The organism is Streptomyces sp. 378, assembly GCF_030124145.1.
Lineage (GTDB): Bacteria > Actinomycetota > Actinomycetes > Streptomycetales > Streptomycetaceae > Streptomyces.
In genome coordinates this window covers 19,631-44,757 of sequence record NZ_JASKMS010000022.1, presented here as the reverse complement: position 1 = coordinate 44,757, position 25,127 = coordinate 19,631, and the positions used below count along the sequence as shown (strand labels likewise).

The 25,127-nt window shown below is 71.5% G+C and carries 24 protein-coding genes; 13 read left to right on the top strand and 11 right to left on the bottom strand.

Annotated elements, in window-relative coordinates; all coding sequences use genetic code 11:
• Positions 1-19: 19 nt before the first annotated feature.
• Positions 20-427: a pyrophosphohydrolase domain-containing protein gene (locus QNO09_RS26670; protein ID WP_283972790.1), complete on the bottom strand. Its 408-nt coding sequence runs from the start codon at positions 425-427 to the stop codon at positions 20-22.
• Between the two features lie 97 nt (positions 428-524).
• Here QNO09_RS26670 and QNO09_RS26665 point away from each other — a divergent pair, with 97 nt between their 5' ends.
• On the top strand, positions 525-1,526 hold the full coding sequence (locus tag QNO09_RS26665) for a TAXI family TRAP transporter solute-binding subunit (protein ID WP_283972789.1): 1,002 nt from the start codon (positions 525-527) through the stop codon (positions 1,524-1,526).
• 135 nt (positions 1,527-1,661) lie between these two features.
• Here the strand turns inward: QNO09_RS26665 and QNO09_RS26660 are convergent, their stop codons facing one another.
• Positions 1,662-3,068 (bottom strand): sensor histidine kinase, encoded by a 1,407-nt coding sequence (locus QNO09_RS26660; protein ID WP_283972788.1) that lies wholly within the window; start codon positions 3,066-3,068, stop codon positions 1,662-1,664.
• Between the two features lie 9 nt (positions 3,069-3,077).
• Positions 3,078-3,764, bottom strand: a complete 687-nt coding sequence (locus QNO09_RS26655; protein ID WP_283972787.1) for a response regulator transcription factor — start codon at positions 3,762-3,764, stop codon at positions 3,078-3,080.
• 290 nt (positions 3,765-4,054) lie between these two features.
• Between QNO09_RS26655 and QNO09_RS26650 the strand changes: the two genes are divergently transcribed.
• From QNO09_RS26650 to QNO09_RS26620, 8 genes are all read left to right on the top strand, one after another.
• Positions 4,055-4,831 carry an amino acid ABC transporter ATP-binding protein gene (locus QNO09_RS26650; protein WP_283972786.1) on the top strand — a complete coding sequence of 259 codons (777 nt, stop codon included), beginning with the start codon at positions 4,055-4,057 and terminating at the stop codon, positions 4,829-4,831.
• 75 nt (positions 4,832-4,906) lie between these two features.
• Entirely contained in the window at positions 4,907-5,752 is an 846-nt protein-coding gene (locus QNO09_RS26645; protein ID WP_283972785.1) for a glutamate ABC transporter substrate-binding protein, read from the top strand.
• A 132-nt stretch (positions 5,753-5,884) separates the two neighbouring features.
• A complete protein-coding gene (locus tag QNO09_RS26640; RefSeq protein ID WP_283972784.1) occupies positions 5,885-6,562 on the top strand; it encodes an amino acid ABC transporter permease in 678 nt (225 codons plus the stop codon).
• Positions 6,559-7,467 (top strand): amino acid ABC transporter permease, encoded by a 909-nt coding sequence (locus QNO09_RS26635; protein WP_283972783.1) that lies wholly within the window; start codon positions 6,559-6,561, stop codon positions 7,465-7,467. Before QNO09_RS26640 ends, QNO09_RS26635 begins: the two co-directional genes overlap by 4 nt.
• 281 nt (positions 7,468-7,748) lie before the next feature.
• Positions 7,749-9,356 (top strand): FAD-dependent monooxygenase, encoded by a 1,608-nt coding sequence (locus QNO09_RS26630; RefSeq protein ID WP_283972874.1) that lies wholly within the window; start codon positions 7,749-7,751, stop codon positions 9,354-9,356.
• A gap of 131 nt (positions 9,357-9,487) precedes the next feature.
• Positions 9,488-9,535 (top strand): hypothetical protein, encoded by a 48-nt coding sequence (locus tag QNO09_RS40050; RefSeq protein WP_311314449.1) that lies wholly within the window; start codon positions 9,488-9,490, stop codon positions 9,533-9,535.
• Between the two features lie 97 nt (positions 9,536-9,632).
• Positions 9,633-10,169 carry a cupin domain-containing protein gene (locus QNO09_RS26625; protein ID WP_283972782.1) on the top strand — a complete coding sequence of 179 codons (537 nt, stop codon included), beginning with the start codon at positions 9,633-9,635 and terminating at the stop codon, positions 10,167-10,169.
• Positions 10,166-10,585 (top strand): rhodanese-like domain-containing protein, encoded by a 420-nt coding sequence (locus QNO09_RS26620; RefSeq protein ID WP_283972781.1) that lies wholly within the window; start codon positions 10,166-10,168, stop codon positions 10,583-10,585. The genes QNO09_RS26625 and QNO09_RS26620 overlap by 4 nt, the downstream gene beginning before the upstream one ends.
• Before the next feature lie 85 nt (positions 10,586-10,670).
• Here the strand turns inward: QNO09_RS26620 and QNO09_RS26615 are convergent, their stop codons facing one another.
• The 5 genes from QNO09_RS26615 to QNO09_RS26595 all read right to left on the bottom strand — a co-directional run bounded on the left by QNO09_RS26615 (position 10,671) and on the right by QNO09_RS26595 (position 15,248).
• Positions 10,671-11,111: a GNAT family N-acetyltransferase gene (locus tag QNO09_RS26615; RefSeq protein WP_283972780.1), complete on the bottom strand. Its 441-nt coding sequence runs from the start codon at positions 11,109-11,111 to the stop codon at positions 10,671-10,673.
• 31 nt (positions 11,112-11,142) lie between these two features.
• A complete protein-coding gene (gene recX, locus QNO09_RS26610) occupies positions 11,143-11,955 on the bottom strand; it encodes a recombination regulator RecX (protein ID WP_283972779.1) in 813 nt (270 codons plus the stop codon).
• 3 nt (positions 11,956-11,958) lie between these two features.
• Entirely contained in the window at positions 11,959-13,083 is a 1,125-nt protein-coding gene (recA, locus tag QNO09_RS26605) for a recombinase RecA (RefSeq protein ID WP_283972778.1), read from the bottom strand.
• Positions 13,084-13,641: 558 nt separating this feature from the next.
• Positions 13,642-14,907 carry an AI-2E family transporter gene (locus QNO09_RS26600; protein WP_283972777.1) on the bottom strand — a complete coding sequence of 422 codons (1,266 nt, stop codon included), beginning with the start codon at positions 14,905-14,907 and terminating at the stop codon, positions 13,642-13,644.
• A gap of 146 nt (positions 14,908-15,053) precedes the next feature.
• Positions 15,054-15,248 (bottom strand): DUF3046 domain-containing protein, encoded by a 195-nt coding sequence (locus QNO09_RS26595; protein ID WP_283972776.1) that lies wholly within the window; start codon positions 15,246-15,248, stop codon positions 15,054-15,056.
• A gap of 80 nt (positions 15,249-15,328) precedes the next feature.
• Here QNO09_RS26595 and QNO09_RS26590 point away from each other — a divergent pair, with 80 nt between their 5' ends.
• Positions 15,329-16,273, top strand: a complete 945-nt coding sequence (locus QNO09_RS26590; protein ID WP_283972775.1) for a prenyltransferase/squalene oxidase repeat-containing protein — start codon at positions 15,329-15,331, stop codon at positions 16,271-16,273.
• Positions 16,274-16,284: 11 nt separating this feature from the next.
• On the opposite strand, the gene QNO09_RS26585 is transcribed toward QNO09_RS26590, so the two are convergent.
• The 3 genes from QNO09_RS26585 to QNO09_RS26575 are packed head-to-tail and all read right to left on the bottom strand — an operon-like array spanning position 16,285 to position 18,181.
• Positions 16,285-16,596, bottom strand: a complete 312-nt coding sequence (locus tag QNO09_RS26585) for an AzlD domain-containing protein (protein ID WP_283972774.1) — start codon at positions 16,594-16,596, stop codon at positions 16,285-16,287.
• Positions 16,593-17,300, bottom strand: coding sequence for an AzlC family ABC transporter permease (locus QNO09_RS26580; protein ID WP_283972873.1), 708 nt, complete (start codon positions 17,298-17,300; stop codon positions 16,593-16,595). The genes QNO09_RS26585 and QNO09_RS26580 overlap by 4 nt, the downstream gene beginning before the upstream one ends.
• 50 nt (positions 17,301-17,350) lie before the next feature.
• The gene (locus tag QNO09_RS26575) at positions 17,351-18,181 is read right to left on the bottom strand and encodes an AraC family transcriptional regulator (RefSeq protein ID WP_502962349.1); all 831 of its coding nucleotides are present in this window, start codon (positions 18,179-18,181) and stop codon (positions 17,351-17,353) included.
• Positions 18,182-18,301: 120 nt separating this feature from the next.
• On the opposite strand from QNO09_RS26575, the gene QNO09_RS26570 reads away from it, so the two are divergent.
• Genes QNO09_RS26570 through QNO09_RS26560 form a run of 3 tightly spaced genes read left to right on the top strand, consistent with a single transcriptional unit; the run spans position 18,302 to position 24,896 of the window.
• A complete protein-coding gene (locus QNO09_RS26570; protein ID WP_283972773.1) occupies positions 18,302-23,209 on the top strand; it encodes an ATP-dependent helicase in 4,908 nt (1,635 codons plus the stop codon).
• A gap of 59 nt (positions 23,210-23,268) precedes the next feature.
• Positions 23,269-24,099, top strand: a complete 831-nt coding sequence (locus QNO09_RS26565; RefSeq protein ID WP_283972772.1) for an Fpg/Nei family DNA glycosylase — start codon at positions 23,269-23,271, stop codon at positions 24,097-24,099.
• A 32-nt stretch (positions 24,100-24,131) separates the two neighbouring features.
• Positions 24,132-24,896, top strand: coding sequence for an SDR family NAD(P)-dependent oxidoreductase (locus QNO09_RS26560; RefSeq protein ID WP_283972771.1), 765 nt, complete (start codon positions 24,132-24,134; stop codon positions 24,894-24,896).
• Positions 24,897-25,127 lie beyond the last annotated feature (231 nt).

Genomic DNA, 25,127 nt, shown 5'->3' with positions numbered 1-25,127 from the left:
CCCGGGCGTACCCCGCCGGTCAGGCGCCTCCGCCCGGCACCCACCCCTGCTTGCGCAGTACTCCCGGCACGTCCGGAGCCTCGTAGTGCTCGCCCTTGAGGACCTTGCCGTCCTCCCGGCGGGACACCGAGCCGTCGGGGCCGATCTTCGTCATGTTGGAGCGGTGGATCTCGGCGAGCACCGCGTCCAGATCGATGCCGTGCACGAGGGCGGTGCCGTACGCGACGTAGACCACGTCGGCCAGCTCGTGGGCGAGCCGGTCGAGCGGGCCGTGCACCGACACCTCGGCGACCTCCGCGGCCTCCTCGGCGAGGAGTTCACCGCGGTGCGCCGCGAGTTCCGGCGAGACCTCCGTCGGCGTACTGCGGGCGTCCAGGCCGAAGGCGCGGTGGAACTCACGGACCAGATCGGCGGGCGAAGAACTCATGGGGGCGACTGTAGCGGCGGCCACCGGCACTCCCCCACGCACGCCCTGTGACCCCTGCCCTGGTCATCGGGGCGCCCGGGCTGGCAGGATCGCCCGCATGTCCAGGACGTTCCCCCGTGTCGGCAGGAGCCGGGCCCTGCAGGGCGGCGCCGCCTCCCTCGTGGTCCTCGGCCTGCTGCTGTGGTGGCTGCGCCCCTGGGCCGAGGAGCCGCCGGCCGGGACCATCACGTTCAGCACGGGCACCCGTGCCGGGGTCTACCACGAGTACGGCGAACTCCTGAGCAACGAGATCGACAAGGACATGCCCGACCTGAAGGTGCGGCTGCTGACCAGCGCCGGCTCGCAGGAGAACGTCGCCGACGTGGCGACCGGCAAGGCCGATTTCGCGATCGCGGCGGCCGACGCGGTCGCCACGTACAAGCTCGACAACGCGCCGGGCGCCGACCGGCTGCGCGGTCTCGCGCGCCTGTACGACGACTACGTCCAGCTCGTCGTAGCGCCCGCCTCGGACATCCGCTCCGTCGCCGACCTGCGGGGCAAGCGCGTGGCCATAGGGCTGCCCGACTCCGGCGTGCGGCTGATAGCCAACGGTGTGCTCAAGGCGGCCGGCATCGACCCGGAGAAGGACATCAAGCCGTCCTCGGACGGCATCGACACCGGGCCCGAGCGCCTGGGGCACGGCCTCGACGCGTTCTTCTGGTCGGGCGGAGTGCCCACGGACGGGCTCAGCCGGCCGGCCGAGAAGTCGGCATCGGCCTTCCGGTTCGTGCCGATCGACGCCACACTCGTGGCCAAGCTGCACGACCAGGGCGGTGCGACGCGCTACTACCGCATCACCAAGATGCCGGAGTCGGCCTACCCCACCATCCAGCGCGGCGAGCCGGTACCGACCCTCGCGGTGTCCAACCTGCTCGTCACCCGTAGCGACATGGACCCCAGGCTCACCGAGTGGCTGACCCGTACGGTGCTGGACAGCCGGGACTTCATCGGGGCTACCGTCCACTCCGCGCAGCTGGTCGACGTCCGCACGGCGATCTACACCGACCCGCTGCAACTGCATGTCGGCGCCCAGCGCTACTACCAGTCGGTCAAGCCGTAGCGCGGGGCGGTCCGCGGTCGCCTGCGCTCAAGCCGTGGCACGGGGGCCGTCGTCTGCCGTAGAGCCGTAGCGCCGGGCCGTCCACCGTCGCCTGCGGTCAAGCCGTAGCGCCGGGCCGTCCTCGGCCGCCTGCCGTCAAGCCGTCGGCGCCGACCTCGGCACCGCCACCGTCACCTTCAGCCCGTGCGGCTCGTGACGGTCGAACGCGATCGAACCGCCGCCCGCCGCGAGCAGCGCCCGCGAGATGGACAGGCCGAGGCCCGAGCCCTTCACGTTCTGGTGCCGGCCACTGCGCCAGAAGCGGTCGCCGACGCGGGCCAGCTCCTCGTCGGTGAGGCCCGGGCCGTGGTCCGTGACGACGACGGTGGAGAGGTCGCCCCGGGAGACGACGGTCACCTCGACGACCTGGTCCTCCGGCGTGAACTTCACCGCGTTGTCGATGACCGCGTCCAGCGCGCTGGAGAGGGCGACGGGGTCGGCCCACGCGGTCGTCGGCGGGCAGTCGCCCACCAGGCGCACGCCCTTGGCCTCGGCGGTCGGGGCCCAGGCCGCGAGGCGCTCGGCGGCCAGCTCACCGATGTCCGTGATCCGCAGATCGGCCTCGGTGTGCTCGGCCAGCGCCAGGTCGAGCAGGTCGTCCAGAACCTGCGCGAGACGCTTGCCCTCGGCCTGGACCGAGGCGATCTCCTTGTTGCCCTCGGGCAGTTCGAAGGAGAGCAGCTCGATGCGCAGCAGCAGCGCCGCGAGGGGGTTGCGCAACTGGTGCGAGGCGTCGGCGACGAAGGCCCGCTGCTGCTCCAGGACGTCCTCGACGTTGTCGGCCATCTCGTTGAACGAGCGGGCCAGGCGCCTGAGTTCCGGCGGCCCGCCGGCGGCGGCGACCCGCGACTTGAGCCGTCCGGTGGCTATGTCATGGGTGGTGGCGTCCAGGACCCGTACGGGCTTGAGCACCCAGCCGGTCAGCCGCAGCGCGGCACCGACGGCCAGCAGCATCGCGGCGGACTCGCCCGCGCCGATGACCAGCCAGCCGTGCAACGTGCGCTTGCGCATCTGCCCGGTGGGTGAGTCGGTGACGACGACCGCGACGACGTCCCCGTCCCGGATGACCGGCGAGGCCACCACGAGGTTGCGGCGCTGCCAGGGCCACACCTGCTTCGGGTCGTGGCTGCGGCGGCTGAGCTTCGCCTCGGCGAAGGCGTCCCGTACCTCGCCCTCCCTCGGCAGCGACCACCTGGCCGGGGCCTGGGCCATGGCACTGCCGGTGCGGTAGAAGACACCGGCCCGGATGCCGTAGACCTCGTAGTAGCTGCGGAGCTCACTGCCGAGGGTGGCCAGGCGCTCGTTCTCGAAGGCGTCGGCGGTGCCGTCGGGCGAGTCGGTGACGAACTGGGCGAGGGCGGCGAAGCGAGCCGTGTCGTCGATCCTGTCGACGACGACCTTCTGCTGCTGTGCCCCGGCGAGGCTCACCGCGAGCGGGACGCCGAGTGCGAGCAGTACGGCCGCCATCAGGACGATGAGCAGCGGGAGCAGACGAGTGCGCACCCGGCCCCGCTAGCCGGCAGGCGCGACGAGCCGGTAACCGACTCCGCGAACGGTCTCTATGAGGGTCGGCATGCGCAGCTTGGCGCGCAGCGACGCGACGTGCACCTCCAGGGTGCGTCCGGTCCCCTCCCAGCTGGTCCGCCACACCTCGCTGATGATCTGTTCCCGGCGGAAGACCACTCCGGGCCGCTGCGCGAGCAGGGCCAGCAGATCGAACTCCTTGCGGGTCAGCTGGATCACGGACCCGTCCACACGGACCCGGCGCGTGGGCAGTTCGATGTGCACGGAGCCGAGCCGCAGCTCGGTCTCGATGCCGCTGGAGGTGTCCTCGTGGGCGGTGCGCCGGCTCACGGCGTGGATGCGGGCGAGCAGTTCCCCCGTGTCGTAGGGCTTCACCACGTAGTCGTCGGCGCCCAGATTGAGGCCGTGGATGCGGGACCGCACGTCGGAGCGGGCGGTGACCATGATCACCGGAGTGCTGGTGAGCTTGCGGATCTTGCCGCAGACCTCGTATCCGTCCTGGTCGGGCAGGCCGAGGTCGAGCAGGACGACACCGAAGCAGTCACCCTCGGGAACGAGCGCCTGGAGGGCCTCCTCACCGCTGCGCGCGTGCGTGACGTCGAACCCGTGCCGCGCCAGAACCGCCGACAGGGCGGCGGCGACGTGGTTGTCGTCCTCGACGAGCAGCAGTCTCATCCGGGCCCCCTTCGGTTCATTGGCCGTACGATCTGGTTGTGTACAAAAAAGCGTGCACGCGCGCGCGTGCACCCTGTGCAGTCAGACTGATGGATGAGGACGGCGTCAAGAGGGTTCCGGTTGCGGACAGCTTCCGTTACCCGGCTGGTATGAGCGCCGCTCCCCGGTGCTACGACATGTGTCCGATTGCTATCGGATCGTGATCCTCAGATTCACCTCAGATGTAATGACGCAGTTCGTACAGGGTCACTACTGTCCTCCGAAACCGAGGAGGACGGAGCCTGAGAGCGATGACCGAAGTATCGGTGGCCAAGGAAGATGTGGCCGCGACCGGAGAACTGGTCGTCCTGAAGAGCGTCAACAAGCACTTCGGCGCGTTGCACGTACTCCAGGAAATCGACCTGACGATCGCCCGCGGCGAAGTCGTCGTGGTCATCGGGCCCTCCGGGTCCGGCAAGTCCACCCTGTGCCGCACCATCAACCGCCTGGAGACGGTCGACTCCGGCTCGATCACGATCGACGGCAAGCCGCTGCCCGCCGAGGGCAGGGAGCTGGCCAGGCTGCGCGCCGACGTCGGGATGGTCTTCCAGTCCTTCAACCTCTTCGCGCACAAGACCGTGCTCGAGAACGTGATGCTCGGCCAGATCAAGGTCCGCAAGAAGGACAAGAAGGCCGCGGAGGAGCGGGCCCGTGCCCTGCTCGACCGGGTCGGCGTGAGCGCGCAGGCCGAGAAGTACCCGGCGCAGCTCTCCGGCGGCCAGCAGCAGCGCGTCGCGATCGCGCGGGCCCTGGCCATGGAGCCGAAGGTGATGCTCTTCGACGAGCCGACCTCCGCGCTCGACCCCGAGATGATCAACGAGGTGCTGGAGGTCATGCAGCAGCTCGCCCGCGACGGCATGACCATGATCGTCGTCACCCATGAGATGGGTTTCGCACGATCGGCTGCAAACCGCGTGGTGTTCATGGCGGACGGCCGAATCGTCGAGGAGGCTGCGCCCGACCAGTTCTTCAGCAATCCGCGCAGCGACCGTGCCAAGGACTTCCTGTCGAAGATCCTGCACCACTGACGGCGCGGGTCGCGTCCGCGACGTTCCGCGTCACCCGCAACAACGGTTTTCTCTTCACGGCAAAGGATGTTCCCCATGAAGCTCCGCAAGGTCTCCGCCGCGGCCGCCACCGCTCTCGTCCTCGCGCTGACCGCCACCGCCTGTGGTGGCGACGACGGCGGTGACTCCAACGGCTCCGGCTCCGGAGGCGGCGACAAGATCAAGATCGGCATCAAGTACGACCAGCCCGGTCTGGGCCTGAAGGAGCCCGACGGTTCCTTCTCCGGCTTCGACGTGGACGTGGCGACGTACGTGGCCAAGGAACTGGGTTACGAGCCCAACCAGATCGAGTGGGTCGAGACCAAGAGCGCCGACCGTGAGAACGCGCTGGCCCGCGGCGACGTGAAGATGATCGCGGCCACCTACTCGATCACCGACGAGCGCAAGGAGAAGGTCGACTTCGCCGGTCCGTACCTGCTGGCCCACCAGGACCTGCTGGTGAAGGCCGACTCCGACATCAAGGAGGGCACCGACCTCAACGGCAAGAAGCTGTGCTCGGTGACCGGCTCCACCTCGGCCCAGAACGTCAAGAACGAAATCGCGCCGAAGGCCCAGCTCCAGCGTCTCGGCGGCTACTCGGAGTGCATCGCGGGTCTGCAGAGCGGCGCCCTCGACGCCGTGACCACGGACGACTCGATCCTCGCGGGCTTCGCGTCCCAGGACCAGTACAAGGGGCAGTTCAAGCTCGCCGGACTGAAGCTGAGCAACGAGAACTACGGCATCGGCGTGAAGAAGGGCGACACCGAGACCGTGAACAAGATCAACGACGCTCTGGAGAAGATGGTCAGCGACGGCGCCTGGAAGAAGGCCGTCGAGGAGAACTTCGGGCCGGCGAACTACAAGTACGAGGAAGCCCCGAAGATCGGTCAGATCGTCCAGTAACGCGGGACTCCGCCGACGCAGGATCCCCGCAGTCGCAGCGGGGATCCGCAGGCGCGCCGCCGCCCCTAGCTTCTCCGGCGGCGGCGCGGCACGTCCGCCACCTAAGCCACACACCCGGAAGCGCGGGAGATCGTGTTCGACTTTCTATCTGACTATGACAACCCGACCCTGCTGGGTGCCTTCTGGGTCACGGTGCAGCTCACCGTCCTCTCGGCCATCGGGTCCCTGATCTGGGGCACCCTGCTGGCGGCCATGCGGGTCAGTCCGGTTCCGCTGATGCGCGGGTTCGGCACCGCCTATGTGAACATCGTCCGGAACATCCCTCTCACCGTCATCATCGTCTTCACCTCGCTCGGCCTCGCCAACATCTTCGGCGTGACGATGGGCGTCCCCGACGATTTCGAGGCCAAGGCATTCCGGCTGGCGGTGCTCGGCCTGGTCGCCTACACCGCCGCCTTCGTCTGCGAGGCGATCCGCTCGGGCATCAACACAGTGCCTGTCGGCCAGGCGGAGGCGGCCCGAGCCATCGGGCTGAGTTTCAGCCAAATCCTGCGGCTCATCGTGTTGCCGCAGGCGTTCCGCTCGGTCATCGGGCCGTTGGCGAACGTGCTGATCGCGCTGACCAAGAACACGACCGTGGCGGCCACGATCGGCGTGGCGGAGGCCGCCCTCCTGATGAAGGACATGATTGAGAACGAGGCTCAGACAGTGCTCATCGGCGCGATCTTCGCCTTCGGTTTCGTGGTACTGACCCTGCCCACTGGCCTCTTCCTCGGTTGGCTGAGCAAGCGACTGGCGGTAAAGCGATGACGTCCGTTCTCTACGACGCCCCCGGCCCGAACGCCAAGCGGCGCAACGTCTTCTTCTCTGTGGTGTTCTTCGTCCTGCTGGGCCTGCTGTTGTGGTGGATCTGGCAGACCATGGACGAGAAGGGCCAGCTGGAGTGGGCTCTGTGGAAGCCGTTCACCACCTCTGAGGCATGGACGACTTATCTGCTGCCCGGTCTGGCCGACACGCTGAAGGCCGCCGCACTCGCCATGATCATCGCCCTCCCGCTGGGCGCCGTCCTCGGCATCGCGCGCATGTCCGACCACCGCTGGGTGCGCGTCCCGGCCGGCGCGGTGGTCGAGTTCTTCCGGGCCATCCCGGTGCTGCTGCTGATGCTGTTCGCCAACGAGTTCTACGTCCGCTCCACCGGCATTCCCAGCGATGAACGGCCCTTGTACGCGGTCGTCACCGGTCTGGTGCTCTACAACGCGTCGGTCCTCGCCGAGGTCGTCCGCGCGGGCATCCTCTCCCTGCCGAAGGGGCAGTCGGAGGCGGCGATGGCGATCGGCCTGCGCAAGAGCCAGACGATGACCAGCATCCTGCTGCCCCAGGCCGTCACGGCCATGCTGCCGACGATCGTCAGCCAGTTGGTCGTCATCGTGAAGGACACCGCGCTGGGCGGCGTGATGCTCGGGTTCACCGAGTTGCTCAACACACGGAGCACCCTCGCGGCCAATTACGCGAACGTCATCCCCAGCTTCATCGTGGTGGCGGTCATCTTCATCGTGCTGAACTTCATCCTCACGTCCTTCGCCTCCTGGCTGGAGGGCAGGCTGCGCCGCAGCAAGCGCAGCACGGGTGCTGTGCTCGGCGCCGACAAGGTCGACGACATGAACGCGGCCGAAGTGGGCGGCACCTACGGCACCGGCGCCGAGGGCAGGATCTGACGGCCCGGCAACCAGCACGACTGTGGCCCACCGGGGAACCGGTGGGCCACAGTCGTGCCGAGCCTTGAGCCATGCGGCTCCGGCCGCGCCTGACACCCCTTCACGTGACGAGCGTGTCGCCCGGCTACCCTTGGTGCGGCGGCAAGATCGCCACCGGCCCCTGGTCACTTGACGCAAGCACCGGCAATGGGTTGCATACGTTCTGTGATCGTGCACCCTGCTCCACCTTCGTGTTCACCTACGTCTCTCAGGACACCACCGCGGGCAGGGGGCGCCACGCCGTGGACCCGGTGATCATCGTCGGAGCGGGGCCCGTCGGGCTCACGCTCGCCCTGGCTCTGGCGCGTCAGGAGGTGCCCTGCGTCGTCCTCGACGAGGGGCCGGGCAAGGACGAACCCCGTGCGGCGCGCACCGTCGTCCTGCGCGAGGACACCGCCGCCCTGATGGAGCGGCTGACCGGCGTGCCCCTGGCCCGAGCCGGTGCGCACTGGGCCGGATGGCGGTCGATGCGACGCAAGCAGGTGATGCGCGAGATCGTCTTCGACGGCAGCGAGCCCGCTCCCCTGCACATCGCCCAGCACGTCCTCACCAACGCGCTGCGTGCGGCCCTCTCGGGCGAACGGCTCGTCAAAGTCGCGGTGGAGAGCCGCCTCGACGGCCTCGAACAGGAGCCCTCGGGTGTCACGGCACACACCCGCGGTCCCAAGGCGACGTGGTGGCGCGGCAGTTACCTGGTCGGCTGCGACGGCCCCCGCTCGACCGTCCGCAAGCTCCAGGACATCCGCTTCCCGGGCCGTACGGCTGTGGAACGTCACGCCGTCGCCGCGCTCCGCACGGAACTTCCCTGGTACGACGAGGCATTGCTGCACCGTCAGCCGCCCTGGCGCATGTCGGGTCCCTCGGCCGGCGAGGTCACCGCCCGCCCGCTTCCCGACGGCGTCTGGCGCCTGGACTGGCTCCTGCCGCCCGGCAAGGACCTGGTCACACCCGAACTGCTGCTCACCCGCATCCGGGAGACCCTGGCCGGCTGGGCGGGCGGCACCACGCCGCCGTACGAGCTGCTGGACACCGGTGTGCACACCGTCCACCACCGGCTGGCCCGCCGCTGGCGCGCCGACCGGGTGTTCCTCGCCGGGGACGCCGCCCATCTGCTCGGCGCGCTCGGTACGCACGGGCTGGACGAGGGGCTGCGGGACGCCGACAACCTCGCCTGGAAGCTGGCCCTGGCCTGGCACCACGGGCCGCACGAAGCCCTGCTCGACAGCTACCAGACGGAACGGCGGGCGGTCGTCGCCGCCCGGCTCCGCGCCGCCGACCAGGCACTGCCCTTGCTGCGCGGCGGCGGAGGCCTGCGCGCGGTCGTCCCCGGCTCGTCCCGCGGCCACGACGCCCTGCTCACAGAGGGCCACCTGGGACAGGGCCAGCTCGGCGCGCCGGGGGCGTACGCCGACTCGCCGCTCGCGCCCCGGCGCCTCGAAGGCGAGGTGCCGGTCGACACCCCCCTGGGAGCACCGGTCACCGACGTACGGGTCACCGCGGAGGACGGCACCTTCGTGCGGCTCCGGGACCGGCTCGGCCGGGGCGCGCTGCTCGTGGTGCTGATCGCGCCGGGCACGGGCGTCTGGGAGCGCAAGCACTGGGTGGGCGCCGGCATCATGCCGCAGCTCGCGGCGGCGGTCACGGCACTGCCGCATCCGGCGGAGCTGCTCGTCGCCGAGAGTTATCCGGGCGCCGCCGCGCACACGGTGCTTCTGGTGCGCCCCGACGGGCACCTCGTCACCGCGCTGGGCGGGGTGCGCCCGGCCGACCTGTACGCGGCGGCGGAGGCCACGGTGGGCGGACCGGTGAAAGCGCAGGCAGAGGCCGGTGCTTCGGCCGGCTCACGCTGACGCCCGCCCCGGGGCGATGTGCTCACTGTCACGGTGTGTCCGCATGGTGACAGTGAGTTGACCCGCCTGAGCGGTCATGGTGTACTCCGGTCGTGACCGACACCTGTGTGCGCCTGTGGCGGAGGGTCCATATGGACCTCCTCCGTTATGCGGGCTGCGTGTGTCGCCCGTCCTGCTGACTTCGCATTCCCCTTCCCCCTGCGCGCGCCGCGCTCTGTCCGCCGGCTGCCGCGCCTTGCTCGCGAACTCTCATCAGGAACCTCAGGGACGGCACCCGTGTCTGTATCCCCTTCCGCGACTCCCTCTGTCTCCTCCGGTGCGGCTCCCACTCAGGCCGACCTCTACGACTTCGTCCGGCGCACGGCCGCCGACGCCGAGTTGATCGACTCCCTGCCGCTCGACCCGGAAGGCCGTACCTGGGTACGGCTGGACGGGCCCGGCGGCAGCGAGGCCTGGCTGATCGGCTGGCCGCCCGGCACGGGCACCGGCTGGCACGACCATGCCGACTCGCTCGGCGCCTTCCTGACCGCCTCGGGCGAGCTCAAGGAGAACTCGCTGGCCGCGCGGCTGCCCACCGACGGCTGGAAGACCCTCGAACTCACCGAGGACGTGGACCGGGAACGGCGGCTGCGGGCCGGCCAGGGCCGCTCCTTCGGCCGGCACCACGTCCACGAGGTGTTCAACGAGTCCTCGGACCGGCCCGCGATCTCCGTCCACGCCTACTACCCGCCCCTGCCGCAGATCCGCCGCTACAGCCGCAGCGGCCCGATCCTGCGACTCGAGCAGGTCGAGCGACCGGAGGACTGGCAGTGAGCACCACACCCGGACCGACGAGCCGCCACCCGCAACCGCCTGTCGGCATCGACGAGTTGCTGGAGCGCGTGCGGGCGGGCTACGAGCGGATCGAACCGCAGGAGGCGTACGAGGCGGCCCGGGCCGGCGACGCACTGCTGGTCGACATCCGCTACGCCGCCCTGCGCGAACGGGACGGCCTCATCCCCGGCGCCGTGGTCGTCGAGCGCAACGAACTGGAGTGGCGCCTCGATCCCCAGGGCAGCCACCGCCGCCCGGAGGCTACAAGTCATGCTCTGCGCGTCGTCGTGCTCTGCAACGAGGGCTACGCATCCAGCCTGGCCGTCCAGTCCTTGCACCAGCTGGGCCTGCACAGGGCCACGGACCTGACCGGGGGCTTCCAGGCTTGGCGGGAGGCGGGGTTTCCGGTGGTGTGAGGCGGAGTGGGCTTGTCAGCCGCTTGCCGCGCCGGGTGGGCCTGTGGGCACCGGAAGGCAGCCTCCGGTTCGAGGACTGAACCTTCTACGGGAGATAGCGACGGAAACCCTCTGCGAGGGCTGCGAAGCCGCACGCCTTGTAGAACGTGTGGACGTACGCGTCATCCGCCGCGAGCAGTTGGACCTTGTAGCAGCCCGCCGACTCACCCAGCCGCACCGCGGCCTCCATCAGCCGTCGGCCGACACCACGCCGCTGGAAGGCGCCGGCCACCACGACGTTCTCCACGAACAGGATGGCCCTGCCCCCGCGCGTGAGGTTCGGCATGACGATGCAATCCGCCGTCCCGGCCACGGTGTCGTCTGCATCAGCCACCAGGATCGTGCGTCCCTGCTGACTCGATATGGCTGCCCAGATGGCATCCGCGGACGCCTGGGGCAAGGGCGGGTCGTCCGGATTCAGTTCGCCGTAGAGAGCCAGCAACGCTGACACGTCCGCCTCGGCCGCCGCCCGCACACTGATCTTCATGCGCTGAGCCTAGGACGGCCACAGGTCTCCCTCAGAACCCCTCCTCCTCAAGGAACTCCGTGTCCTCGCCCTCCTCCTCCATCGCCTGGCGGACGACCCGCAGGGCCATGCCCTCGGGGTAGCCCTTGCGGGCGAGCATGCCCGCGAGGCGGCGGAGGCGTTTGTCGCGGTCGAGTCCGCGGGTGGAGCGGAGCTTGCGCGCGACGAGTTCTCGCGCGGTCGCCTCTTCCTGCTCCGAGTCGAGCTGGGAGACGGCCTCGTCGATCAGCGTGGAGTCGACGCCCTTGGTCCGCAGCTCCCGGGCGAGCGCACGCCGGGCCAGTCCTCGGCCGTGGTGGCGGGACTCCACCCAGGCGTCCGCGAAGGCGCTGTCATTGATCAGGCCTGCCTCTTCGAACCGCGACAGCACGTCCTCCGCGGCGTCGTCGGGGATCTGCCGTTTGCGCAGGGCGTCGGCGAGTTGCTTGCGGGTGCGCGGGGTCCCGGTGAGCAGACGCAGGCAGATCGCCCGCGCCCGCTCGACCGGGTCCCCTGGAGGTGCCTCCTGCTCGGCCCTCGACGAGGAGAGGGCACCTCCGTCCTCGGCATCGGCCGCCGCCTCACCGAAGCCACGGCGACGACGGCCACGACCGCCCCTCGGCCCGCCGTCACGCGAGCCACCTCCGGGTGGGCCGCCCCCGCGCGGCCCGGTGTCGTCGCCGTACTGCCGGTCGCCCTCGGCAGGCGTCTGCCCCGGGCCGCCTTCCCCGTCCAGGGCTGAGTTCGTGTCGCCTCCGGTGCCCCTCCCCCGGGGGGCACCGGAGGCGGCGTACTCGTACTCCGCCCATTCGGTTCGCCGTGTCACGGGTCAGCTCTTGGCTGCGGCGGCCTTGGACTTGGCGGTCTTGGCCGGTGCGGGGGCCGGGACAGCCGGCGTCGCGTCGGCCGGTGCGGAGACCGCGGCGTCCGTGCCCGGCTCGGCGGCCGGTTCCTCGGGACGCACGCCGACGCCCAGCTTCTCCTTGATCTTCTTCTCGATCTCGTTGGCCAGGTCGGGATTGTCCTTCAGGAAGTTGCGCGCGTTCTCCTTGCCCTGGCCCAGCTGGTCGCCCTCGTACGTGTACCAGGCGCCGGCCTTGCGAACGAAGCCGTGCTCCACGCCCATGTCGATCAGGCCGCCCTCACGGCTGATGCCCTGGCCGTAGAGGATGTCGAACTCGGCCTGCTTGAACGGCGGTGCGACCTTGTTCTTGACGACCTTGCAGCGGGTGCGGTTGCCGACCGCGTCCGTGCCGTCCTTCAGGGTCTCGATGCGGCGGATGTCGATGCGCACCGAGGCGTAGAACTTCAGCGCCCGGCCACCGGTTGTGGTCTCCGGGGAGCCGAACATCACGCCGATCTTCTCGCGGAGCTGGTTGATGAAGATCGCGGTGGTCTTGGACTGGTTGAGCGCGCTGGTGATCTTCCGCAGGGCCTGGCTCATCAGGCGGGCCTGCAGACCGACGTGGCTGTCGCCCATCTCGCCCTCGATCTCCGCGCGCGGGACGAGCGCGGCGACGGAGTCGATGACGATGAGGTCGAGGGCACCGGAGCGGACCAGCATGTCCACGATCTCCAGGGCCTGCTCGCCGTTGTCCGGCTGGGAGAGGATGAGGTTGTCGATGTCGACGCCGAGCTTCCTTGCGTACTCGGGATCGAGTGCGTGCTCCGCGTCGACGAAGGCGACCTGCCCGCCGGCCTTCTGCGCGTTCGCCACGGCGTGCAGGGTCAGCGTGGTCTTACCGGAGGATTCCGGTCCGTAGATCTCCACGACGCGCCCGCGGGGCAGGCCGCCCACACCGAGGGCCACGTCCAGGGCGGTGGAGCCGGTCGAGATGACCTCGATGGGCTCGTTGGTCCGGTCGCCCATGCGCATGACCGCGCCCTTGCCGAATTGCCGTTCAATCTGTGCGAGAGCGGCTTCCAGGGCCTTCTCGCGGTCGGTTCCTGCCATGGGTTCCACCCGATTTGCTTGAGTCGATCGCTTCACGTCAAAGACGCTAACGCCTGCCACTGACAATGCGCCCCGACGCACGTCCGGCCTGTGGATAACTCGGGCACATCTCTACTCAAAGTACGTCGAAACGCCCCTCGTTGAGCCTTGCCGGCGCCTCTATCAGAATGGATGTTCGATTTTCGTGTCAAGCGCACCACGCCGCACGACGCCGCACCCGCCCCGGGCTCCGTGCCGAGGTGTGCGCGAGTGGCGGCGGGCACCCATACCGGGCTGCGCACGCGCCGAAGTACCGCGTGCCCCGCACAGCAGGCGCGCGTGCTCATAGGGGACGGACGGATGTGCCGGATCACCGCGGTGGGCAAGGAAGCTGCCGTCGCACGATTCCCTCAGGGGTTCCCGGAAGGCCAGCGGTCGGGCCGGGATCACCCACGCTGCGCGGCTGTGCTGGTGCGCGATCTGCTGGACGACCGGACGCTGCCGGAGGGGCTCATCCCACCCGACGAGCGGGGAAGCCTCTTGAAGGCCGCGGCGCAGGAAGCTGTCGGCCCGGGGCGCTCAGGACGAGCTCTCCGCGGAGCCCCCGTGTCCGGACCGCTCCGTCCCCGGCCGCCATGCCCACAGCCCTCGCGCGCGCGTGAGCAGGGCAGGTCCCTCTCCCCTGTGGCGGTGGCCGTGCACCCGGGGGTCGTCCGTGACGTCGTAGCGCTTCACATACGCCCCCAGGAAGGCCTGGAGCGTGGCGATGGCGGGGATGGCGATCAGCGCGCCGACGGCGCCGAGCAGGGCGGTGCCGGCGACGACCGAGCCGAAGGCCACGGCAGGGTGGATGTCGACGGTCTTGGAGGTCAGCTTGGGCTGCAGCATGTAGTTCTCGAACTGCTGGTAGATGACGACGAAGACCAGGACCCACAGCGCGTACCAGGGATCCACGGTGAACGCGATCAGCATGGGCAGGGCGCCCGCGAGATAGGTGCCGATGGTGGGGATGAACTGCGACACCAGGCCCACCCACACCGCGAGCACGGGCGCGTAGGGCACGTCCAGGGTCTGCAGCAGGACGAAGTGCGCCGCGCCGGAGATCAGCGCCATCAGGCCGCGGGAGTAGATGTAGCCGCCGGTCTTGTTCACGGCGATCTCCCACGCGCGCAGCACCTCGGCCTGGCGGGCGGGGGGCAGGACCGAGCAGATGGCGCGGCGCAGTCGCGGACCGTCCGCGGCGAAGTAGAACGAGAACAGGGCGACCGTCAGCAGTTGGAAGAGGCCCCCGATCACCTGGGCGGACACGTCCAGGACGCCGGTGGCGCTGTTCTGGACGTAGTTGCGCAGCCAGTCGGAGCGGAGCAGGCCCTCCTGGATGTCGACCCGCTTCAGATCGGTCTTGAAGTGCGTGTTGATCCAGTTGATGACGGAGTCGAGGTAGGCGGGGAAGCCCTCGATCAGCTTGATGATCTGGTCCGCGAGAACGGAGCCGAGCACCGTGACGAAGCCGGCCGACACGATCATCACGCCGGTGAAGACGATGAACGTGGCCAGCCCCCTGCGCATGCCGCGTGAGGCCATCCAGCTCACCGCGGGCTCTATCGCGAGCGCCAGGAAGAACGCGATGAGGACGTTGATCAGCAGGCCGGTGAGCTGGTGGAAGGCCCAACTGCCCAGCTGGAACGCGGCGACGAGGGCGAGGGCCAGCACCATGGCGCGGGGCAGCCAGCGCGGCATGCGGCCGATCGTCCCGGCCTCACCGGCGGGGGGCCGGGTGGGCGGTGTCGTACCGGAGGCTGGGGGCTGCCGGGCTGCCTGCCCGGACTCGTCAGTGGGTGCCACGGCCCAAGTCTCGCCCACGCCACCGACAGCCGTCTGCCCGCCTGCGATCTTCGTGACGGCCCCTGCCCCCTCCGAAGCCGGTCCGCCTCTGTCCGGAGGGGGCAGGGGCCGTCCGGTCGGCGATCTCCGACGCGCATCGGCTGGGGTCAGCGCCTCTCCCGGGGCACGTCCATCACCGTGCAGACCACCTGCCAGACCTCCTTGGCGTCCCAGCCGGCCTCCAGCGCCCCGTGCACCGTGCGTCCGCCCAGTTCCGACATCACGTGGTCGCGCGCGAAGGTTTCGGCGTAGCCAGGACCGAAGTGCTCCGCCATCCGCTGCCAGAAGACCGTCAACCGCATGACTCCAGTATCCCGCCCCTGGGGGTGGGCCTGAGCCGGGACCGCCTGCCGGCGCCTCCTCGCGCCCTACCGTCTGACCCATGGCCGAAACCGGAGCTTCCACACTCCCCCCGACGCCCCCGCGGCACAGTCCCGTCACGCGCGCGGAGCGCTTCGTCTGGCTCACCGCGCGCGTGCTCGATCAGCACCGCTTCGCCCACGACTTCCGGGGTGGCTCCGCCGACCCGGTGGAGACCGCCCTCGACGCCTACCGCAATGAGGACGGCGGGTACGGCCACGCGCTGGAGCCCGATCTGCGCGGCCCGGTCAGCCAGCCGCTGCACACCGCGCACGCCCTGCGCGTCCTGGATGCCGTCGGGCGCTGCGCCGGCCAGCGGGTGGAGCGCATCTGCCGCTACCTGACGTCGGTCTCCACGGCGGACGGGGCGCTCCCGGCGATCCACCCCAGCCAGCACGGCTACCCCACGGCTCCCTTCGTGACGGTGCTGGACGACCCACCCAGCGACCTCCTGGCGACCGGGCCCGTGGTGGGACTGCTGCACCGCAACGAGGTGTGGCACGCCTGGCTGTTCCGGGCCACGGACTTCTGCTGGCAGACGGTCGAGTCGCTGGAGAAGTCGCACCCGTACGAGATCGAGGCCGCCGTGGCCTTCCTGGACGCCGCCCCGGACCGCCCGCGCGCGCAGGCGGCAGCCGACCGGCTCGGCCGCCTGGTCCGCGAACACCGCCTCGCGGCCCTGGATCCCGACCGTCTGGACGCGTACCCGGTCTCCCCCGGCTACGCGCCGGGCGAGCACCACTTCCCGTACGACTACGCGCGGACACCGCGCTCGCTCGCGCGCGCGTGGTTCACCGACGACGAGATGACCCGCTCCCTGGACCACCTCGCGACCCAGCAGCAGGAGGACGGCGGCTGGCCCGTCCGGTGGCGCCGCTGGGCCCCGGCGCCCGCCCTGGAGGCCCGCCCGGTGGTGACCATCGACGCCCTGCGCGTGCTGCGGGCGTACGGCCGCACCATCGACTGATCATCCGCCGCTCATCCCGCCCCCATGGCCCGCACCCCCGCGGTCACCACCACGGCCGCGGCGACGACGAGCAGGAACGGAGCCCTGAGCAGCAACGCCACGGCCGCGGCCGCCAGGCCGGCGGCCCGTGCGTCCAGCACCGGTGTCCGCCCGTCGGCGAAGGTCTGCTGGGCGGTGAGGGCCGCCAGCAGCGCGACGGGCAGCAACGCGGCGAGACGCTTGACGAGGGGCCGCTCCAGAGCCCCCGCGGGCACCAGGAGTCCCGCCAGCTTGACGGCGTAGCACCCCAGGACGGTCATCCCGATCGCGATCCAGACGTTCACCGCGCGTCCCCCTGTCCTTCGCGCTGCCCCTTGCGGCGGCCTTCCGCCCACAGCACGACCGGCGCCGCCAGCGCGGCCAGCAGCACCGGCACCCCGGCCGGCAGTACGGGCAGCAGCCCGAGCCCCAGCAGCACCGCGAGCCCGGCGACCGCCCGCTCGGTGCGGCTCTTGAGCATCGGTGCGAGCAGGGCCAGGAAGACCGCGGGTCCGGCGGCGTCCAGTCCCCACGCGTCGGTGTCCCCGATGGCCTCGGCGCCCAGGGCCCCGAGCAGCGTGGTGAGGTTCCACAGGATGTAGAGGCTCAGCCCGGTCACGACGAACCCGAGCCGTGCGGCGCGCCGGGTGGGCTGGGCCAGCGCGACGGCGGCCGTCTCGTCGATCACCCACTGGGCGGCGAACGGCCGCACCGCGCGCGGGAGAGCGAGCAACTGCGACAGACGCAGACCGTAGAAGGCGTTGCGCACGCCCAGGAAGAAGGCCCCGGCGGCGGCGGTGAACGGGCTGCCTCCTGCTGCGAGGGCCCCTACGAGGGCGAACTGGGAGGCTCCGGTGAACACCAGGAGACTGAGCGCGCACGTCTGCGGCAGCGTGAGGCCGCTGCCTGCCGATGTCACTCCGAAGGCGAACCCGGAGAGCCCCACGGCCACCCCGACACCCAGGGCGTCGCGTACGACCGCCCGGTCCGCTCTCCCACCGACGTCCATGTCTTCGAGAACTGTCCGATCTGCCACGCCCCGCACGCTACGGGCAGCGGCTACCGCGGGTCTTGTACGTTCTTGCGCTCCCGCTGGTAGGCCCCCGGAGGCACGCCGACGATCCGGCTGAAGTGCCGGTTGAGATGCGGTTGGTCGGTGAACCCGACGGCCACGGCGACCTCGGAGGGTGCCGTCCCCGTGTCCAGCAGGCGTCGCGCCCGCCCTACCCGCGCGTTCGTGAGCCAGGCGTGCGGCGGCATCCCGTAGAGGTCCCGAAAGGCCCGCAGCAGGGCGAACGGGCTGGTACCGAGACCGGCCGCCAGCCGTTCCAGTGTCGGCGGCCGGACCATCCGCTCCTCCAGCACGGCACGCGCACGTGCCGCGACACGGGCCCCCGCCGTCCGCACCTCCCGCCGCGGCATGGGCCCGCCGTTCAGCCGCAGCAATCTGGTGACGGCGACCCGCAGCAGTGTGTCCGCGGCCAGCGCGTCGCCCTCGTCGGCGGCCCGCAGCACCCGGTGCACCAGAGCGACGGCGTACGGATCGTCCACCACCGGGCTGACGAAGCCCGGCGTCCCCCGCAGCGCCGTCGTCTCGGCGGCGATCTCCGCCACCACGTCGACCGGTGGGTACACCGCCCCGTACCGCCACCCTTCGGGCACCCCGGCCCGCCCGGTGTGCGGCGTATCGGGGTTCACCAGTGCCAGAGCGCCGGCGCCCGCGTACTGATCGCCCCCACCGTGGTGGAACACCTCCACCCCGTCGGCGATGGCGGCGATCACGAAGTTCTCGTGCGTGTGTCGCACGAACGTCTTGCGCACGTACCGGGCCCGCAGCAGGTCCACCCCGGGCAGCTCGTCGTACTGCCAATGCCGTGCGCGCTCGTTCATACGGCCATTGTCCGCGGCGGTGGCACTCCGCGACCCGGTCCGGGCCCGCATCCCGCGGAGACGGGGCGGGCCGTGAGGCGGCGAAGCCCCGATGTCAGTGCCGAGGTGCACGATGGACGCATGCCCAGCAATGCGCACCGAGCCCTGGACGGCTTCTCCCCCGCGACCCGCGCCTGGTTCACGGGTGCCTTCTCCGCGCCCACCTCTGCCCAGGCCGGGGCGTGGCAGGCCATCCACGAGGGCTCGGACGTGCTGGTCGTCGCCCCTACCGGCTCCGGCAAGACCCTGGCGGCCTTCCTGGCAGCCCTGGACCAGCTGGCCTCGGCTCCTCCCCCCGCCGACCCCAAGAAGCGCTGCCGCGTCCTGTACGTCTCTCCCCTGAAGGCCCTGGCGGTGGACGTCGAGCGCAACCTGCGCAGCCCGCTGACCGGTATCCGCCAGGAGTCCGTGCGCCTCGGCCTGCCCGAGCCCGAGGTCAAGGTGGGCATCCGCTCGGGCGACACCCCCGCGGCCGAGCGCCGCGCTCTGTCGACCCGCCCGCCGGACATCCTGATCACGACCCCGGAGTCGCTGTTCCTGATGCTCACGTCGGCCACGCGCGACGCGCTGGCGGGTGTGGAAACGGTGATCCTCGACGAGGTGCACGCGGTCGCCGGCACCAAGCGCGGCGCCCATCTCGCGCTGTCCCTGGAGCGCCTGGACGACCTCCTCCCGAAGCCCGCCCGCCGTATCGGCCTGTCCGCCACGGTCAGGCCGGTGGACGAGGTGGCCCGCTTCCTCTCGCCGCGCCGCAAGGTGGAGATCGTCCAGCCGGCATCCGGCAAGGAGTTCGACCTGTCGGTGGTCGTCCCGGTCGAGGACCTGGGCGAGCTGGGCGGCTCCCCGGTGGCGGACGGCCAGGAGGGCGCCGAGCGCCCGTCGATCTGGCCGCATGTGGAGGAGCGGATCGCCGACCTCGTCCAGTCCCACCGCTCCACGATCGTCTTCGCGAACTCCCGCCGTCTCGCGGAGCGCCTCTGCAACCGCCTGAACGAGATCGCGTACGAACGGGCCACAGGCGAGACACTCGACGAGCACCACTCCCCCGCCGAACTCATGGGCGGCTCGGGAGCGGCCCAGGGCGCCCCCCAGGTCATCGCGCGTGCCCATCACGGCTCGGTGTCCAAGGAGCAGCGTGCCCTGGTCGAGGAGGACCTCAAGGCGGGGCGCCTGCCCGCGGTCGTGGCCACGTCCAGTCTCGAACTGGGCATCGACATGGGCGCGGTGGACCTGGTCGTGCAGGTGGAGTCGCCGCCGTCCGTCGCCTCCGGCCTGCAGCGCGTGGGCCGGGCAGGGCACCAGGTGGGCGCGGTCTCCACCGGTGTGGTCTTCCCGAAGTACCGAGGCGACCTGGTGCAGGCGGCGGTGGTCACCGAGCGCATGCGCACCGGTTCCATCGAATCCCTGAAGGTGCCCGCCAACCCGTTGGACGTGCTGGCCCAGCAGGTGGTCGCCATGACGGCCCTGGACACCTGGCAGTTCGACGACCTCCTCGCGGCCGTCCGCCGGGCCGCCCCGTTCGCCTCGCTGCCCGAGTCGGCCTTCACCGCCGTCCTCGACATGCTGGCGGGCCGCTATCCGTCCGACGCGTTCGCGGAGCTGCGTCCGCGCGTGGTGTGGGACCGGGTCACCGGTGAGATCACCGGCCGCCCCGGCGCACAGCGGCTCGCAGTCACCTCCGGGGGCACGATCCCCGACCGCGGTCTCTTCGGCGTCTTCCTCGCTGGGGCGGACCCCAAGAAGGGCGGCGGCCGGGTCGGCGAACTCGACGAGGAGATGGTCTACGAGTCCCGCGTCGGCGACGTCTTCACGCTCGGCACCAGTTCCTGGCGCATCGAGGACATCACCCGCGACCGGGTGCTCGTCTCCCCGGCCCCGGGCGTGCCGGGCCGGCTGCCCTTCTGGAAGGGCGACCAGCTGGGCCGCCCGCTGGAACTGGGCCGGGCGGTGGGCGCGTTCCTGCGCGAGGTCGGCTCACTGTCCAAGGACGACGCCCGCCTGCGCCTCCTCGCCGCCGGCCTGGACGCGTGGGCGGCGGACAACGTGCTGTCGTACCTGGACGAGCAGCGCGAGGCCTGCGGCCACATCCCGGACGACCGGACGATCGTCGTGGAGCGCTTCCGCGACGAGCTCGGCGACTGGCGGGTGGTCGTGCACTCCCCCTTCGGTGCCCAGGTGCACGCCCCCTGGGCACTCGCTCTCGGCGCCAAGCTCTCCGAGCGGTACGGCATGGACGCGCAGGTCATGCATGCCGACGACGGCATCGTGCTGCGCCTGCCGGACGCCGACCTGATGGGCCTGGACCTACTGGACCAGGAGCCGGTGAAGGCGGGCCGGGAGTACGACGCCGAGCAGGCACCCGTGGGCGCCGCCGATGTCGTCTTCGACAAGGGCGAGGTCGACCAGGTCGTCACCGACCAGGTGGGCAGCTCGGCCCTGTTCGCCTCCCGTTTCCGCGAGTGCGCCGCCCGGGCGCTGCTGCTGCCGCGCCGCAACCCGGGCAAGCGCACCCCGCTGTGGCAGCAGCGGCAGCGCGCCTCCCAGCTGTTGCAGGTCGCCAGCGAGTTCGACTCGTTCCCGATCGTCCTGGAGGCGGTCCGCGAGTGCCTCCAGGACGTCTTCGACGTGCCGGGGCTCGTGGAGCTGATGGGCGACCTGGAGTCGCGCAGGGTCCGCCTGGTCGAGGTCACCACCGCCGAGCCGTCCCCCTTCGCGCGCTCCCTCCTCTTCGGCTACGTCGCCCAGTTCCTGTACGAGGGCGACTCCCCGCTGGCCGAGCGCCGCGCCGCCGCCCTGTCGCTGGACTCGCGGCTGCTGGCCGAGCTGCTGGGGCAGGCGGAGCTGCGCGAGCTGCTCGACGCCGAGGTGCTGGCCGAGCTGGAGCAGGAGCTTCAGTGGCGCACCGAGGACCGGCGTGTCAAGGACGCCGAGGGCGTCGCGGACCTCCTCCGTCTCCTCGGCCCGCTCACGGACGCGGAACTGACCGAGCGGGGCGCCGAACCGCAGTGGGCCAAGGAACTGGCCGGCACCCGCCGAGCCATCCGGGTCCGGATCGCGGGCAGGGACCACTGGGCGGCGATCGAGGACGCGGGCCGCCTGCGCGACGCTCTGGGCACGGCCCTGCCGGTCGGCGTCCCGGAAGCGTTCACGGAGCCCGTCAAGGACCCCCTCGGGGACCTCCTCGCCCGCTTCGCCCGCACCCACGGCCCGTTCACCTCGGCCACGGCTGCCGCCCGCTTCGGCCTGGGTGTCGCCGTCACCGAGGGCGCCCTCCAGCGACTCGCCGCGGCGGGCCGGGTCGTCCAGGGCGAGTTCCACCCGGCCGGCATCGGTCAGGAGTGGTGCGACGCTGCCGTGCTGCGCCGCCTGCGCCGCCGCTCCCTGGCCGCTCTGCGGCACGAACTGGAGCCGGTGCCACCCGCCGCGCTCGCCCAGTTCCTTCCGCAGTGGCAGCACATCGGCAGGGGGCACTCCCTGCGCGGCATCGACGGGCTCGTCCGCGCCATCGAGCAGGTGCAGGGCGCGTCGGTGCCCGCCTCCGCGCTGGAGAAGCTGGTCCTGCCCTCCCGGGTCGTGAACTACACCCCGGCGATGCTGGACGAGCTGACCGCCGCCGGGGAGGTCGTCTGGGCCGGGGCGGGCTCCCTCCCCGGCAAGGACGGCTGGGTCTGCCTCTACCTGGCCGACGCGGCCCCCCTGCTGCTGCCGCCCCCGCACCCCTTGGAGCTGACCGCCCTGCACCAGTCGGTCCTGGACACCCTCTCCGGCGGCTACGGCCTGTTCTTCCGCCAGATTGCCGACCAGGTCCGCGCCACCACCCACCCCGAGGCCACCGACCCGCACCTGGCCGACGCCCTGTGGGACCTGGCCTGGTCGGGCCGTCTGACGAACGACACGCTCACCCCCATGCGCTCCCTGCTCGGTTCGGGCCGCACCGCCGGCTCCACGGCCCACCGCGCCAAGCGCACCGTCCCGCGCGGCCGCTACGGCTCCCTGACGACGGCGGCCCGCACCGCCTCCCGCTCCGGCCCGCCGACGGTCGCCGGCCGCTGGTCCCTGCTTCCGGCCCACGAGCCGGACCCCACCCTGCGGGCCCACGCTCTCGCCCGCACGCTTCTCGACCGGCACGGCGTGGTCACCCGGGGCGCGGTCTCGGCGGAGGGCGTCGAGGGCGGCTTCTCGGCGACGTACCGCGTCCTGTCGGTCTTCGAAGAGAGCGGCCAGGCCCGTCGCGGCTACGTGGTGGAGGGCCTGGGGGCGGCGCAGTTCGCGATGGACGGCGCGGTGGACCGTCTGCGCGCGGTGTCCAACGCCCGCGATCGCGGTGAGGCCCTGCCCGGTCCGCCCCCCGGCTCCGCACCCGACCCGTTCCCCACCCATGACTTCGCCGGTCCGGACGACTCCGCCCCCTCCCACGACCACACCGACGCCCCCGGCCCCGACGGCTTCCCCGACCTGGGCTCCCCCTACGAGGTTTCCGAACCGTCGCCGGGCGAGTGGGTCTCGCCCCGCGACTACGCCCCGCGGGACGCCCCGCCCTGGCAGAACGGCGGGCGGGCAGCGTACGACCCGGGCCGCCGGGGCCGCTCCGACGGCCCCTCCGGGGCCGTCGTCCTCGCCGCCGCCGACCCGGCGAACGCGTACGGCGCCGCCCTGGGCTGGCCCGAGCCTCCGACCGGCGCCGGGCACAAGCCGGGCCGCAAGGCGGGCTCCCTGGTGGTGCTCGTCGACGGTGAACTGACGCTCTACATGGAGCGTGGCGGCAAGACCCTGCTGGCCTGGGCGACCGATCCGGACGGCGACCCCGTCGACGATTCACGCCTGCGCAGCGCCGCGGAGGCCCTCGCCGCCGCTGCCCGCGCGGGTTCTCTCGGCACGGTCACGGTGGAGCGCGTCAACGGCGCCCAGGCCCTGACCTCCCCCATCGGCACCCTCCTGGAAGGAGCCGGTTTCATCGCGACGCCCCGAGGACTGCGTCTGCGTGCCTGACGGTCACCCGCGCACAGCCGCTCCGGCCACTCACACGTCCGCCGTGCCACCCTTGACCCATGCCCGAAGGTGACACGGTCTGGCAGGCCGCGAGGCGGTTGCACGACGCCCTCGCGGGCAAGGTGCTGACGCGCAGCGACCTCAGGGTGCCCCGCTTCGCCACGGCCGACCTCACCGGCCGCACGGTCCGGGACGTCACCCCGCGCGGCAAGCACCTCCTCACCCGCATCGAAGGCGGCCTGACGCTCCACTCCCACCTGCGAATGGACGGCTCCTGGAAGGTGTACGGGAACGGCCAGCGCTGGACCGGCGGCCCCGGCCATCAGATCCGCGCGATCCTCGGCACCACCGACCGCACGGCCGTGGGCTACCGCCTCCCCGTCCTGGAACTCCTGCGCACCACCGACGAACACCGCGTGGTCGGCCATCTGGGCCCCGACCTCCTGGGTCCCGACTGGGACCCCGACCGGGCCCTCGCCAACGTCCTCCAGGATCCCGCCCGGGAGCTCGGCGAGGCCCTGCTCGACCAGCGCAACCTCGCAGGTATCGGCAATGTCTACAAGAGCGAGCTCTGCTTCCTGCTGGGCGTCACGCCTTGGCTCCCTGCGGGCGCCCTGCCCCCCGACCCCGCCGCCAAGCTGCCGGGGCTCGCCAAGGAGCTGCTGGAGACCAATCGCGACCGCCCGATCCGCAGCACGACGGGCCGCCGTGGCCAGGACCTCTTCGTCTACGGCCGGGCACCCCGCCCGTGCCTGCGCTGCCGCACCTCGATCCGCGTCGCCGAGCAGGGCGACGGCTCCCGCGAGCGCCCCACCTACTGGTGCCCCACCTGTCAGCCGGGCCCCGCCCCGGCCGCTTCTCCCGGCCGGCGGCGCAGTCGCACCAATTGACGACCCGTCAGGAACGCTCGTACGGTCCCCGTATGCCTGTCACGGCGTACGACCTCACCGGCCGCACCGCGTTCGTCACCGGCGCGGCGAGCGGCATCGGCCGCGCCTCGGCGCTCCTGCTGGCCGAGGCGGGGGCGACCGTGCACTGCGCGGACTGTGACACCGAGGGTCTGCGCGAGACCGCGACCCTGATCGAGGACAGGGGCGGCACAGTCCGTACCCACAGCCTCGACGTCACCGACCGGACCCTGCTGAGGCAGGCCCTCACCTCCTGCGAACGCCTGGACGCCCTGGCCGCGATCGCCGGGATCATGCACCGGAGCCCGGTGCTGGAAACCCGTGACGAGGATCTCGACCGGGTGCTGAACGTCAATTTCAAGGGGGTGCTGTACGCCTGCCAGGAGGCGGCCCGCCTGATGATCGCCCGCGGCACCCGGGGCAGCATCGTCACCATGGCCTCGGGCGCCGTCGACACGGGCGGCCCCGGGCTGCTCTGCTACGGGGCGGCCAAGGCGGCGGTGGTCCAGCTGACGAAGACCCTGGCGACAGAGGTCGGCCGGTACGGCATCCGCGTCAACGCGGTCGCCCCGGGCTGGATCCGTACACCCATGACCGACCGCCACGACGGTGAGTCCCAGACGCACACCGAGTCCGCCATGGCCCGCATGTCCCCCCTGCGCCGGGTCGGTGAGCCCGAGAACATCGCCCACGCGGTCCTCCACCTGGTCTGCGACGCCTCAGCCTTCACGACGGGCCAGATCCTCCGCCCGAACGGAGGAGTGGCCATGCCGTGGTGACACGGGCCCGACCCGTCTGCGCCCCCCAGCGCCCGCCCGGCCCCCTCCTGGCCGCCGCCCCCGATCTGCCCGGAATGCCGCCCCCACAGCCGCAGCACCCCATGCACCCAGGAACCCCGCCCACACAGCCGCAGCACCCCGCAGAAGCGACAACATCACCGACCCCACAACGCCCCACGGACCCCGGCACCCCCGCCGCGCCCCGCACCCAGGCACCCCGCCCAGCCGTCA